The 14,245-nt window shown below is 60.9% G+C and carries 11 protein-coding genes; 10 read left to right on the top strand and 1 reads right to left on the bottom strand.

What is annotated here, in order from left to right; genetic code table 11:
- The 7 genes from ACA044_RS15020 to ACA044_RS15050 all read left to right on the top strand — a co-directional run bounded on the left by ACA044_RS15020 (window position 1) and on the right by ACA044_RS15050 (window position 8,657).
- Entirely contained in the window at window positions 1–1,842 is a 1,842-nt protein-coding gene (locus tag ACA044_RS15020; RefSeq protein WP_497447047.1) for an ABC transporter ATP-binding protein, read from the top strand.
- Complete coding sequence (locus ACA044_RS15025; protein ID WP_018925981.1) at window positions 1,839–2,147, top strand: (2Fe-2S)-binding protein; 309 nt, start codon at window positions 1,839–1,841, stop codon at window positions 2,145–2,147. Before ACA044_RS15020 ends, ACA044_RS15025 begins: the two co-directional genes overlap by 4 nt.
- A complete protein-coding gene (locus tag ACA044_RS15030; RefSeq protein ID WP_497447048.1) occupies window positions 2,129–3,520 on the top strand; it encodes an FAD/NAD(P)-dependent oxidoreductase in 1,392 nt (463 codons plus the stop codon). Before ACA044_RS15025 ends, ACA044_RS15030 begins: the two co-directional genes overlap by 19 nt.
- Window positions 3,517–4,686: an NAD(P)/FAD-dependent oxidoreductase gene (locus ACA044_RS15035; RefSeq protein ID WP_497447049.1), complete on the top strand. Its 1,170-nt coding sequence runs from the start codon at window positions 3,517–3,519 to the stop codon at window positions 4,684–4,686. The genes ACA044_RS15030 and ACA044_RS15035 overlap by 4 nt, the downstream gene beginning before the upstream one ends.
- A complete protein-coding gene (gene argE / locus ACA044_RS15040) occupies window positions 4,683–5,840 on the top strand; it encodes an acetylornithine deacetylase (protein ID WP_497447050.1) in 1,158 nt (385 codons plus the stop codon). Before ACA044_RS15035 ends, argE begins: the two co-directional genes overlap by 4 nt.
- A 254-nt stretch (window positions 5,841–6,094) precedes the next feature.
- Window positions 6,095–7,552: an NAD-dependent succinate-semialdehyde dehydrogenase gene (locus tag ACA044_RS15045; RefSeq protein ID WP_497447051.1), complete on the top strand. Its 1,458-nt coding sequence runs from the start codon at window positions 6,095–6,097 to the stop codon at window positions 7,550–7,552.
- 25 nt (window positions 7,553–7,577) lie between these two features.
- Complete coding sequence (locus ACA044_RS15050; protein ID WP_497447052.1) at window positions 7,578–8,657, top strand: tartrate dehydrogenase; 1,080 nt, start codon at window positions 7,578–7,580, stop codon at window positions 8,655–8,657.
- 124 nt (window positions 8,658–8,781) lie between these two features.
- Here ACA044_RS15050 and ACA044_RS15055 read toward each other — a convergent pair whose 3' ends face one another.
- The gene (locus ACA044_RS15055; RefSeq protein ID WP_497447053.1) at window positions 8,782–9,006 is read right to left on the bottom strand and encodes a YgdI/YgdR family lipoprotein; all 225 of its coding nucleotides are present in this window, start codon (window positions 9,004–9,006) and stop codon (window positions 8,782–8,784) included.
- Window positions 9,007–9,215: 209 nt separating this feature from the next.
- Between ACA044_RS15055 and ACA044_RS15060 the strand changes: the two genes are divergently transcribed.
- The 3 genes from ACA044_RS15060 (at window position 9,216) to ACA044_RS15070 (ending at window position 14,196) form a co-directional block, all read left to right on the top strand.
- Window positions 9,216–10,883, top strand: coding sequence for a VRR-NUC domain-containing protein (locus ACA044_RS15060; protein ID WP_497447054.1), 1,668 nt, complete (start codon window positions 9,216–9,218; stop codon window positions 10,881–10,883).
- Window positions 10,880–13,159: an ATP-dependent DNA helicase gene (locus ACA044_RS15065; protein ID WP_497447055.1), complete on the top strand. Its 2,280-nt coding sequence runs from the start codon at window positions 10,880–10,882 to the stop codon at window positions 13,157–13,159. The genes ACA044_RS15060 and ACA044_RS15065 overlap by 4 nt, the downstream gene beginning before the upstream one ends.
- A gap of 128 nt (window positions 13,160–13,287) precedes the next feature.
- Window positions 13,288–14,196 carry a zeta toxin family protein gene (locus ACA044_RS15070; RefSeq protein WP_497447056.1) on the top strand — a complete coding sequence of 303 codons (909 nt, stop codon included), beginning with the start codon at window positions 13,288–13,290 and terminating at the stop codon, window positions 14,194–14,196.
- Window positions 14,197–14,245: the final 49 nt, after the last annotated feature.

Genomic DNA, 14,245 nt, shown 5'->3' on the forward strand with positions numbered 1-14,245 from the left:
ATGAGTGAATTGATTCGAGTCGAAGACCTGCGCGTGGTCGCCTGTGGTGAGCGCGGCGAGGTAGAAATCGTCAAGGGCGTGAGCTTTTCCCTGGCCAAAGGGGAAGTGCTGGCGCTGATCGGTGAGTCCGGCTCCGGCAAGACCACCATCGCCCTGGCGCTGCTCGGCTATGCCCGGCGCGGCTGCCGGTTGGCGGGTGGGGTGGTGCAGGTCGGCGAACACGACATGCTGGCGTTGAGCGAAAACCAACTGCAAGGCCTGCGCGGCAACCGTGTTTCGTACATCGCCCAGAGTGCCGCCGCCGCGTTCAACCCGGCGAAAAAACTGATCGACCAAGTGGTGGAGGGCGCATTGATTCACGGCCTGGGCAGCCGGGCGGTGCTGGAAGCCAAGGCCATCGAGTTGTTCCGCGATTTGGCCCTGCCGGACCCTGATCACATCGGTCAACGTTATCCGCATCAGGTGTCGGGCGGCCAACTGCAACGGGTGATGGCGGCCATGGCGCTGATCAGCGATCCATTGCTGGTGGTGCTCGACGAGCCGACCACCGCCCTCGACGTAACCACCCAGATCGATGTGCTGCGCGCCTTCAAACGCGTGGTTCGCGAGCGTGGCGCGACGGCGGTCTATGTGTCCCACGACTTGGCGGTGGTGGCGCAAATGGCCGATCAAATCGTCGTGCTCAACGGCGGACAGATCTTCGAACAGAGCGCCACCGCGCCGCTGCTCAAAGCCCCGACCCATGAATACACCCGCAGCCTGCTGCTGGCGGCCCGCCCAGACACGACAATCCGCCCGCCCTGCGGCATCGCCGAAGAGACACCGCTGCTGACCATCCAAGGGCTGACCGCCGGTTACGGCAACAAAAACCTGCAAGGCATGCCGTCGATTCGGGTGTTGGAAGACATCGACCTGACCGTGCGCCGGGGCCAGGCCATCGGCGTGATCGGTGAGTCGGGCTCGGGCAAGTCGACCCTGGCGCGGGTGGTGGCCGGGTTGCTGACACCGGCATTGGGCGGCCTGACCTTCGATGGCCAGCCACTGGGCGGCAGCCTGTCCGAGCGCACTGACGAACAGTTCCGGCGGATTCAGATGGTGTTCCAGAATGCCGACACCGCGCTCAACCCGATGCACAGCGTCGGTACCATTCTGAGCCGTCCGCTGAAAATGTACTTCGGCCTCAAGGGCGCCGCACTGCGCGAGCGTATTGGCGAACTGCTGGACCTGGTGCGCCTGCCGCGAGACATGGCCGAACGCCGCCCGAATGAGCTCTCCGGTGGGCAAAAGCAGCGGGTCAACCTGGCGCGGGCCCTGGCGGCCAAACCGGACTTGATCCTTTGCGATGAAGTGACCTCGGCGCTGGACACCGTGGTCGGCGCGGCGATTCTTGAATTGCTGCGCGACCTGCGTCAGCAACTGGGGGTGTCGTATCTGTTCATCAGCCATGACATCTCCACCGTGCGGGCGCTGTGCGACGACATTGTGGTGATGTACAGCGGCCACAAGGTTCAGGCCGGCAGTCGACAGTCGTTCGCCCAGGCACCGTTCCATCCCTACACCGACCTGTTGATCCATTCAGTGCCGGAGATGCGTCAGGGCTGGCTGGAAACCTGCGGCACCACCTGCGGCACGCTGCCGCCAATCGGCGCCAAGGCCAATGTGCCAGAGCTGTGCACCTTCCTCAGTCGCTGCCCGGTGCGGGTCGACGGCCTGTGCAATCGCACTGCGCCGAACCGTCGGATCATCGACGGCGGCAGTGAAATCCTTTGCCATCACGACAGTGCCGAGTTGCTCAAGACTCAACAGGATTTGGAAAACATGACCGCGGGAGCCTATGCATGAAGGGGCGTTTTGTGAGGCTGGCCGAGCAGGGCCGGCCGACCGTCAAACTGACGGTGGACGGTTCGCCCATCGAGGCCTTGCAGGGCGATACCCTGATGGTCGCGTTACTGACCCAGGGCAGCGCGTTGCGCCAATCGGAATTCGACTCGGGCCGCCGCGCCGGTTTCTGCCTGATGGGTGCCTGCCAGGATTGCTGGGTCTGGACCCGTAGCGGCGAACGCCTGCGTGCCTGTTCCAATGAAGTCCGCGAAGGGCTGGACATCGTCACCACACAACCGGAGGCGATATGGCCATTGCACGGCTGAGCGCTCATCGAGTCGTCATCGTCGGCGCCGGGCCAGCCGGCATTCGCTGTGCCGAAACGTTGTTGGCGGCGGGCTTGAAACCGATCCTGATCGACGAGAATCGCCGGGATGGCGGGCAGATCTACCGTCGCCAGCCCGAAGGCTTTACCCGGGATTACGTCACCTTGTACGGCACCGAAGCGGCCAAGGCCAAAGACCTGCACCAGAGCTTCGACCGTTTGCGTGGGCAGATCGACTACCGCCCGGACACGCTGGTGTGGAACCTGACGCCTGGGCAATTGTGCTGCGTCAGCCAGGGCAAGCACTCGACGGTGGATTATGACGCACTGATCCTCTGCACTGGCGCCACCGACCGCTTGATGCCGCTCGAAGGCTGGCAATTGGCGGGCACCTACAGCCTGGGCGGGGCGCAGATCGCACTGAAATCCCAGGCGGTTTCCATCGGCCACCGCGTGGTGTTCATGGGCAGCGGGCCGTTGCTGTATCTGGTTGCCAGCCAATACGTCAAAGCCGGGGCCAAGGTCGCGGCGGTGCTCGACACTTCACCCATCAGCAAGCGTATCGCGGCACTGCCCAAGCTGATGGCGCGTCCGGGGTTGCTGTTCACCGGGATGAAACTGCTGGCGCAGCTATACCGGGCGAAGATCCCGGTGCACTTGGGGATCAAACCCCTGCAAGTGCTGGGTGACGCCGCCAGTGGGGTCAGTGGTGTGCGGATCAGCACGGCGAAAGGTGAACCTCTTACGATCGATTGCGATGCCGTGGCCCTGGGGTATCACTTGCGTCCGGAAACTCAATTGGCCGACCTGGCCGGTTGCCGCATGGGCTTTGACGAGGCCTCCAGCCAATGGTGGCTGGCCGTCGATGAAGCGGGCCGCACCTCGGTCAGCGGTGTGTATGCCGCCGGGGACGGTTCGAAGATTCGCGGCGCCGATGCCGCCGAGCACGCCGGGCGACTGGTGGCAATGGCGTTGCTGGAAGATTTGCAGCAACCGGTGAACATCGGGTTGCGCGACGAACAACGGCACGCGCTGGCGGTGATGGATCAGTTTCGCCTCGGCCTGGCCCAGGCGTTCCCCTGGCCTGCGGCACAAGCCAAAGCCTTGCCGGATTCAGCCATCGTCTGCCGCTGCGAGATGATCAGCGCCGGCGAGTTACGCCGCACCGTGAGTGAGAAGGGTGCCTGTGAGGTCAATCGAGCCAAGGCCTTCAGTCGGGTCGGCATGGGCCGCTGTCAGGGGCGTTATTGCTCTCAGGCGGGCGCCGAAGTGATTGCTGCCGCTGCGGGCGTCGGTGTGCAGCAGGTCGGCCGGCAGCGCGGTCAGGCGCCGGTCAAACCCCTTTCGATGCTCACCGAGGAGGTATCGCCATGACGCTACACAAAGCCGATGTGGTGATTGTCGGCGGCGGCCTGATGGGCTCGGCGGCGGCGTTTTTCCTGCGTCAGCGCGGGCAGTCGGTGATTCTGCTGGAGCGCGATCAGATTGGTCAGTACGCCAGCGGGGTGAACTTCGGCAATGTCCGGCGTCAGGGGCGCTTCCTCGGGCAACTGGAGTTGGCCAACCGTTCCTGGGCGCTGTGGAAGCGCTTACCGGAATTGATCGACGACGACCTCGAGTTCATCGCCAGCGGGCACATGCGCGTGTGTTACCGCGATGACGAAATCCCTGAGCTGGAAGCCTACGCAGCGGCGCCCGAGGCGGCGCAACTGGACTTGAAGATCTATCGCGGCGCCGAGCTGCACGAGCGCTTTCCATTCCTCGGGCCGGATGTGAAGGGCGGTTCTTATGCGCCCCACGATGGCCACGCCAACCCGCGCCTGGCGGCACCGGCGTTTGCCCGTGCGGCACGCCGCCTCGGGGCGCGGATCGAGGAACAGACCGAAGTCGCCGACGTGCAGAAAGTCGGCGGCGAATTCACGGTGACCAGCACCGACGGCCGCCAGTTCAGCGCCGAGCGTTTGCTGATCACTGCCGGAGCCTGGGGCCAGAAACTCTCGGCGCAGTTCGGCGAACCGGTGCCGCTGGACACCCATGGCCCGCAAATGGCCGTGACCGAACCGGTGCCCTACGCCTTGCCGACGGTGATTGGTGTGTACACCAAAATTCCCGAGGAAGTGATCTACTTCCGCCAGATCCCCCGTGGCAACATCATCATCGGCGGCGGTTACCGGAGCAAACCGGACATGCTCAACCGCCGCGCCTATGTCGAGCCGCGCAGTATTCTCAATCAGATGGACCAGATGCGTCGCCTGCTGCCGGGTGTCGGCAATCTGAACATCATCCGCGTGTGGAGTGGCATCGAAGGCTATCTGCCCGATTCCCTGCCGGTGATGGGGCCGAGCGGCAACGTTGACGGCTTGTACTACGCGTTCGGCTTCTGCGGTCACGGCTTCCAGCTCGGCCCCGGCGTCGGTGACGTGATGGCTGAACTGATCAGCACCGGCAGCACTAGCACCTCGATTGAGCCGTTCTCCATCCGCCGGTTCGCCCCTTCAGCCGAGCAACGGACAACTGAGCAACGGAGCAGGGCCTCATGAAACCCCGTGTACTGGACATTCTCAAACGCCTGATGGCCTTCGACACCGTATCGTCGGAGTCGAACATGGCCCTGATCGAGTACGTGCGTGATCTGCTGCTGAGCAAAGGCATCGAGTCGCTGATCGTCAAGGACGAAACAGGCAAAAAGGCCAACCTGTTCGCCAGCACCGGCCCCAAGGAATTGCCGGGGGTTTTGCTGTCCGGGCACACGGACGTGGTGCCGGCAGCGGGGCAGGCCTGGACCTTTCCGGCGTTTCAGGCGACGGTGCAGGACGGGCGGATTTACGGTCGTGGCAGTTGCGACATGAAGGGGTTTATCGCGTTGGCGATCGACGCCATGCTCGATGCTGCCGACCATTCATTGAACCGACCGCTGCAAATCGCCCTGTCCCATGACGAAGAAATCGGCTGCGTGGGGGTACGACGTTTGCTCGACGTGTTGCATCTGGCGCCGGTGCGGCCGTTTTTGTGCCTGATCGGTGAGCCGACCAACATGCAGTTCGTGCTGGGGCACAAGGGCAAGGGTTCCTACCGCACCTACTGTCGTGGCCTGGAAGCACACTCGTCGCTGGCACCGCGTTCGGTCAATGCGATTCACGTGGCCTGCGATTTCATCGCGGCACTGCGCCAGAGCCAGCAGCAACTGCAAGCGCAGGGCGCCCAGGATGCCGACTACGACGTGCCTTATAGCACCGTGCATGTCGGGCAGATTGTCGGCGGCAAGGCACTGAACATCGTGCCCAACCTGTGCACCCTGGATTTCGAAGTGCGCAACTTGCCGGCGGATGATCTGGATCAGTTCCTGGAACAGATGCGCGAACGTGCCGAAGTGATTGTGCGCGAGGCCAAAAAACTGTCCAGCGTGGCGGACATCGAGATCGAAACCCTCAACGTCTATCCGGGTCTCGATACCCATCCGAGCGTCGAAGCCGTGCGCTTCCTGAAAAACTTCGCCGCCCCGGACACCGGGACCGCCAAGGTGTCGTTCGGCACCGAGGGCGGGCTGTTCAAGCAGCGTCTGGACGTACCGGTGGTGGTCTGCGGCCCGGGCTCGATCGAACAGGCGCACAAGCCGGACGAGTTCATCGAGATCAGCCAGATGCAGGCTGGGGCGCGGTTTCTGGAAGGGTTGCTCGGTTCTCTGAAGTTGTAAAAAATCAAATGTGGGAGCGAGCCTGCTCGCGATTGCAATTTATCAATCAACATCAATGTTGCCTGATCCACCGCTATCGCGAGCAGGCTCGCTCCCACAGGGTTTTGTGTTTGTCTGACGAACCCTGAATCCCCTCGGTAGAGCCTGCCGTCCCACCGCAAATTTCAGCATCCAACACTGCCCATCAGACGCTTTCAGCATCCTCATCCGCGGCATCTCCCTAGACTGGAAATGTCTCGGATCAGGACTCGACCATGCTCAAGAATCGTTTGAAAGACCCCGGCCTTTTGGCAGAACTCGCTTATGTGGACGGGCAGTGGATCGGCGCCGATAACGCCGCGACCCTGGACGTCATTGACCCGGCCACCGGCCAATTGCTCGCCCGAGTCCCGGCCATGCAAGGCGCGCAAACCCGGCGTGCCATCGAAGCCGCCGAACGTGCCTGGCCCGCATGGCGCGCACGCCCGGCGGCGGAACGTGCGGCGTTGCTGGAGCGCTGGTATCAGGCGATGATCGACAACCTCGACGATCTCGCCTTGATCATGACCTGCGAGCAGGGCAAACCGTTGAACGAGGCCAAGGGCGAAATCCGCTACGGCGCCGGTTTCGTCAAATGGTTCGCCGAAGAGGCCCGCCGGGTCTACGGCGAAACCATGCCGGCCCCCAGTGGCGACCGCCGCCTGCTGACCCTCAAACAACCGGTGGGCGTGTGCGCCGCGATCACCCCGTGGAATTTCCCCAACGCGATGATCACCCGCAAGTGCGCGCCGGCCTTGGCCGCCGGGTGCCCGATCATCGTCAAGCCTTCGGACCTGACCCCGCTGTCGGCCCTGGCCCTGGCGGTACTCGCTGAGCGCGTGGGCATTCCGGCCGGGGTGTTCAACGTGTTGACCGGAATGCCCACCGGCATTGGCGAAGAGCTGACCGGCAACCCGGCGGTACGCAAAATCTCCTTCACCGGCTCCACCGCTGTCGGCCGGCTGCTGATGCGTCAGAGCGCCGAACACATCAAACGCTTGAGCCTGGAACTGGGCGGCAACGCGCCGTTCATCGTATTCGACGACGCCGACCTGGAGCAGGCCGTGGCCGGCATCATGCTCAGCAAGTTCCGCAACGCCGGCCAGACCTGCGTCTGCGCCAACCGCATTCTGGTGCAGGACGGTATCTACGAGCGGTTCGCCCAACGCCTGGTGGAGGAGGTGGGCAAACTCAAAGTCGGCAATGGCCTGGACGCCGACGTCACCATCGGCCCGCTGATCAACCCGGCGGCGGTGAGCAAGGTCGCCCGGCACATCGACGATGCCTTGAGTCAGGGGGCGCGTTTGCTCTGCGGCGGTATTCCCGAGGGCGACAGCCAGTTCGTTCAGCCGACAGTCCTGGGCGACACCCACGCCGGCATGCTGCTGGCCAATGAAGAAACCTTCGGCCCGGTGGCGCCGTTGATGCGTTTTACCTTTGAGGCCGAAGCGCTTGCGTTGGCCAATGCCACGCCTTATGGGCTGGGTGCCTACTATTTCACTCAGGACTTGCGCCGTTCCTGGCGGTTCGGCGAGGCGCTGGAGTTCGGCATGGTCGGCCTCAACACCGGGATCATTTCCATGGAAGTCGCGCCGTTCGGCGGCATCAAGCAGTCGGGTCTGGGCCGTGAGGGCAGCAAGTACGGCCTGGACGAATACCTTGAAGTCAAAGCCTTCCATATCGGTGGGCTGTAATTCACAGATACGGGGGCCACGATTGATGAGCAAGACATTCAGAATCGCCGCGATTGCCGGCGATGGCATCGGCAAGGAAGTCCTGCCGGAAGGGTTGCGGGTACTGGAGCAAGCGGCGAAGAAGTGGCAATTGGCGTTGAGCATCGAAGTGCTCGACTGGGCTCATTGCGATTATTACCTGGAACACGGGCAGATGATGCCCGACGACTGGTTCGAGCAGCTCAAGGGCTTCGACGCGATCTATTTCGGCGCCGTGGGCTGGCCAGACAAGGTGCCGGATCACATTTCCCTGTGGGGCTCGCTGCTGAAGTTTCGCCGGGATTTCGACCAGTACGTGAACATTCGCCCGGTGCGCTTGTTTCCCGGCGTGCCGTGCCCGCTGGCCGGGCGTAAACCGGGAGACATCGATTTCGTGGTGATCCGCGAGAACACCGAGGGCGAGTATTCCTCGGTCGGCGGCAAGATGTTCGAAGGCACCGAGCATGAGTTCGTGCTGCAAGAGTCGGTATTCACCCGGCGTGGCGTAGACCGGATTCTCAAGTTCGCCTTCGACCTGGCCCAGACCCGACCGCGCAAACGCCTGACGGCGGCGACCAAGTCCAACGGGATTTCCATCAGCATGCCGTACTGGGACGAGCGCACGGCGTTGATGGCCGCGCAGTACCCGGACATCACCTGGGACAAGCAGCACATCGATATCCTGTGCGCGCGTTTTGTGTTGCAACCGGACCGGTTCGACGTGGTGGTGGCGTCGAACCTGTTCGGCGACATTCTGTCCGACCTGGGACCTGCCTGCGCCGGCACCATCGGCATCGCGCCATCGGCCAACCTTGATCCCGAGCGGCGTTTTCCGTCGCTGTTCGAACCGGTGCATGGTTCGGCCCCGGACATCTACGGGCGCAACATCGCCAACCCGATCGCAATGATCTGGTCCGGTGCGTTGATGCTGGATTTTCTGGGGGCCGGTGATGAGCGTTATCGCGCCGCCCACGACGGGATTGTGCAAGCGATCGAACGGGTGATTGCCGAGGGGCCGATTACGCCGGACCTGGGTGGGCAGGGCTCGACCCAGGAGGTCGGCAAGGCGATTGCACAGGCGCTTTAAAGCACTGTAGGAGCGAGGCTTGCCCGCGAAGAACGATGACGCGTAATACCTGAAAAACCGCGGTGCATTCTTCGCGGGCAAGCCTCGCTCCTACAGGATCTTCGTCGCTTTCCCGTTCAGGGGCTCAGTCTTCCTTGCGAACCGTGGCCACGTCGTCGGCCCGGACTTTCACCTTGGCCCCGGAAATATCTTCGAACTCGTAGAAGCCATCCTTGGTTTTGGTGTTCGGCACGTCCTTGGTCAAATACTGGGTGCCGTTCTGCAGGGTCACGACCGTTGGCGTCGAGCAACCGGCCAGGGCCAACAAGGCCGCTACCGCCAGGCGCAGGCCCAGAGTCTTGATATTCATAAACACCTCACATCACTCAATAAAAACAGCGCGAACACCTCGCTCGAGATCAATCGTCACTGTGTCTCTACCGCGGTTGGTGCGATGGAATGGCAGAAAGTTCGACGGTCACCCGAAAATTTCCGAATAGCGTCGCCACTGATCTTTTTCCATTTGCACCGGGCGGGGCATAGCTGGTATCTGTACGCATAACCAGTATTTACTTGCCAATGGCCCTTTTGCCCGTGACTGTAAACCCTCTCGATGACCCGTTCTATTACTTGAAAAACTTCATGCAAGTGATTGATTGGCTTGAGCATCGCTATGCCGATGTACTCAGTATCGAAGAACAGGACTTCATCCGCGATTTCAATCGACTGCCCCGCGAGTCCCAGGCCCTGCTGGTCAGAATGGTGATGCGCAAGGGCGTGCATTTCAGGGCTGGCAAACTGAGTTACATCGAGATCGGCGACATCGCCAGCGCTGCGGCGCCGCTATTGGCATCGGGCTGGATCGACGAGCAGGCGCCATTGCACATCGAGGACGTGTTCGAGGTGTTGCTCAAGGCCGAGATTCTCCAGTGTTTTGGCGGCGCCATCGATCAGCCGAAAGGTAAAAAGAGCGATTGGCTGCCGGCCCTGAGCGAGCAATTTCCCGAAGCGCAAAGTTTTGCCCAGTGGTGTCCGTCACTCAATGACCGGTTGTTCAGCCTGACCGTCATGGGCCTGTGCGACCGGCTGCGGTTGATGTTCTTCGGCAACCTTTACCAGGACTGGTCGGAATTCGTGCTGGCTGACCTGGGTATCTTTACCTACGAAAAAGTCGAGTTCTGCGCCGAGTCCCGAGGCTTGCGCAGGCGCGAGGACGTCGACGCCTGCCTGTTCCTGTACACCTGCCAGCAGCGTTTCGAGGCCGGTGAAGACGTGGCGGCGATTGTGGAGCAGATCAACGGGCTGGAACTCGACAATCCCTGGCTGCAAAGACGCCGGGGCAAGTTGCTGTTCCAGATCGCTCAGCATTGCGAGCGCCTCGCGGATTTTTCCACCGCCCTGAGCCTCTACCGCGCTTGCGCCTACCCTGGTGCGCGTCTGCGGTTGATTCGCGTGCTGGAGCGCTGTGGTGAATACCCACTGGCCATGGACCTGGCCGCCCACGCCGAGCAGGCCCCTGAAAGCGCCACCGAGCATCAGCATTTGTTGCGTGTGCTGCCCAGACTGCGGCGCAAACTGGGCGGGCCGCCGATCAAGCGGCCAGCCCCTCGGGCCATGCAGCGCCTGGACCTGCAACTGCCCAGGCACGATCCGGCGTTATCAGTGGAGTATTACGTTCAGGCTCACCTGACGGACGACTCGGCACCGGTGCATTACGTCGAGAACAGCCTGATCAACTCACTGTTCGGGTTGCTGTGCTGGCCGGCGATCTTCGCGCCGTTGCCGGGGGCGTTTTTTCACCCGTTCCAGCGCGGGCCGGTAGACCTGCTCAACGAAGATTTTCATGCGCGGCGCGCGGAACTGTTCCAGGCCTGCCTCGCTGAACTCGATGACGGGCGTTATGTGCAAACAGTCCGCGAGCGTTACATCGCCAAGTGGGGCGTGCAGTCGCCGTTCGTATTCTGGGGGGCGCTGAGCGAGGAGCTGCTGGAGCAGGCGCTCGCCTGCCTGCCCGCCGAACACCTCAAACACTGGTTCAATCGACTGTTGCTCGACATCAAGGCCAATCGCGCCGGCATGCCGGACTTGATCCAGTTCTGGCCGCAACACAAAACCTACCGGATGATCGAAGTCAAAGGCCCCGGCGATCGCCTGCAAGACAATCAGGTGCGCTGGCTGGAGTTCTGTCACGAGCACCAGATGCCGATCGCCGTCTGCTACGTGCAATGGGCGGAGCAGGGCGCGTGAGCTACAGCATTGCGGTGCGGGCGCTGTGTGAATTCACCGCCAAGGTCGGTGATCTCGACCTGCGTTTCACGCCGTCGCCGACCGCACTGGAAGGCATCGTCGGCCATCGTACCGTAGCGTCACGGCGTAGCGAGGGTTACCAGAATGAAGTCGCGCTTGAGGGCCAGTATCGAACCTTGACCGTTAAAGGTCGGGCGGATGGCTACGATCCGGCGCAAAACTGCCTCGAAGAAGTCAAAACCTACCGTGGCGACCTGAGCAAACAACCGGCCAACCACCGGCAGCTGCATTGGGCTCAGGCGAAGATCTACGGCGGGTTGATGTGCCAGAAATTGCAGCTGGAACGCATCAATCTGGCGCTGGTGTACTTCGACATCGTCAGCGAAAAGGAAACCTGTCTGGTCGAGGCCTTCAGCGCCGCCGAATTACAGCTGTTTTTCGAACACCATTGCGGGTTGTTCCTGCACTGGGCCGAGCAGGAAATGGCCCATCGCGAAGGGCGCAATCTGGCGGCACAACAGCTGGCATTTCCCCATGCCGATTTTCGCCCGGGGCAACGGTATCTGGCCGAATCGGTGTTCAAGGCTGTGAGCACCGGTCGCTGCCTGATGGCCCAGGCGCCGACGGGTATCGGCAAGACCGTTGGCACACTGTTCCCGATGCTCAAGGCCCTGGCGCCGCAGCAACTGGACAAGGTGTTTTTCCTCACGGCGAAAACCCCGGGGCGAAAGTTGGCGCTGGACGCGGCTCAGGTCATCCTCGACAGCGCCGATGCTCCACCCCTGCGAATCCTCGAGATGATCGCCCGGGACAAGGCTTGCGAGCACCCGGACAAGGCCTGTCATGGCGAGTCTTGTCCGTTGGCCCAGGGGTTTTATGATCGTCTGCCGGCCGCGCGTCAGGCCGCCAGCGAACTGAATCTGCTGAACCAGAGTGCATTGCGCGAGGTTGCCCTGCAGCATGAGGTTTGTCCCTATTACCTGAGCCAGGAAATGGCCCGTTGGGCGGACGTGGTGGTTGCCGACTACAACTACTATTTCGACTTCAGTGCGTTGCTGTTCGGGCTGGCTCAGGCCAACAACTGGAAAGTCGCGGTGCTGGTGGACGAAGCCCACAATCTGGTGGAGCGTGGCCGGCAGATGTACAGCGCCAGCCTTGACCAGGTGACATTGAACAGCGTGCGAAAAACCGCGCCTGAGGCGTTGAAGAAATCCTTGCAGCGGGTCAATCGTGAATGGAATGCCCTGCATGATCAGCAATCCGCCCCGTATCAAGCCTACGACAAAGCCCCGGAAAAACTGCTTCAGGCGCTGTCCTTATGCTGCGCGAGCATCGGCGACTATCTGAACGATCATCCCCAAGGCCTGGACAGCGGGTTGCAGAATTTTTACTTCGACATGCTGCAATTCGGCCGCGTGGCTGAACTGTTCGATGAGCACTTCCTGTTCGATATCAGCAAACGCGACCTCGAGCGCAAGCGCAACTTGTCGCAGCTGTGCCTGCGTAACGTGGTGCCCGCCGGTTTCATTCGCCCGCGCCTGACTGCTGCGCGCAGCACCGTGCTGTTTTCCGCTACCTTGAGCCCTCGGCATTACTACACCGATTTGCTGGGAACGCCGGCGAACACGGTGTGGATAGATGTGGAATCGCCGTTTCACGCCAATCAGTTGCAAGTGCACATCGTTAGCCAGATCTCGACCCGCTATGTCCACCGTCAGGCCTCCCTTGAGCCCATCGTCGAGTTGATCGCCAAACAGTTCACCCAGCGCCCCGGCAACTACCTGGCGTTTTTCAGCAGCTTCGACTATTTGCAGCAAGTGGCGCAGTTGCTGGCCGAGCGGCATCCGACTATCACGCTGTGGTCGCAGTCCCGGGGAATGGGAGAAGCGCAGCGTCAGGATTTTCTCGATCAATTCACCGCCGACAGTCAGGGCATCGGGTTTGCGGTGCTGGGTGGAGCATTTGGCGAAGGAATCGATTTGCCCGGCGCACGGCTCATTGGCGCATTTATTGCCACTTTAGGGCTGGCGCAACTCAATCCGGTCAACGAACAGCTGAAACAGCGCATGGCGGCGATTTTCGGGGCTGGTTATGACTACACCTATCTGTTTCCGGGTGTGCAGAAAGTGGTGCAAGCGGCAGGGCGGGTGATTCGTACCCGGCAGGATCAAGGGGTGGTGATGCTGATCGATGACCGGTTTGGCGAGAGCAAGGTCAAGCAATTGCTGCCGCGCTGGTGGTCAGTTGAGTCGACGCATTTTCCCTCTGTTGTGTAGGAGTTTTTACCTTATAAAACAGCAACATATCTTGAAATACACGCCCGTTTGAACAAACAACGAAACACCGCTTTATTCAAAGGGCAGCAATCAACTTCCAAGCAAATCTTTGATAAGGAAATCAAGGTATGTCACAAGCGCCGAATTACGCTTACACCCCAGAGCAGGTCACTGCAGCATTCACTGGAATCACTGCGACGCTGTTCACCAACATCACCGCCGAGACAACCCCAAAAATGCTCATCGTTGCCGGACTGCAAGGGTCCGGTAAAACTTATCTGCTGGAAAAAAACTTTCTGCCCTCCAAACGCTACGACAATTATGTTCGTCTGTACCTGCCCGACTACCGAAAAAAGCACCCTCAATACGCAGAGATGATCAAACTCGGTGTCTTGCACGCTTATGAGCATACGGAGGCTTTTGTCCGGGATGTCTGCACGAAAATCTTCGTCGAGGCGTTTAAATGCAAATACAACATCATCATGGAGTGTGCCTTCGACAGCATCGACTTCGCTGCTTTTCCACCGACGGCGACGGCAGCCGGGTACCAGTTCGAGACCCATATCGTCGCCTGCAATCAAGAGTTCGCTCATGCATCGAGCATCAAAAGGGCACTCCAGAGCCTGGGAAAACAGGAAATGGAAAGGTTTGTCACTGTGTCGATGCTGGATGCCAGCATGAGTAACGCGCAGGCGATCATTCTGGCGTGCGAGACAGCTGCCAAAGCGGTCAGCGGCTCGCAAATTACTTTGTATGAACGCGGGCTCGGGGCATTGAAGGAGCGGACCTTGCGCGCTCAAAGCACTTATACCAAAGCCGCCGATGGGACATTGACCATCACAGGAACAACGGCGCTTTATACATACAGTGCTTATGGGACCATCACCAACAATCACATCTACACCATGAGTGATCGTGACGAAATGATAAAAGAGTGTCACCTGGCACTGCTCAAGACCCAAACCGACGCTGAACATGTCCCTGACTTTGTCTACAACGATCTGTACGCCTATATCGTCAAATACGTGTATCGATAATCCGTCGCGCCATGCGGCACACCAACGTATTGGTTTTTTGAATTTCCAG

This window comes from Pseudomonas sp. LBUM1673 (assembly GCF_059695645.1).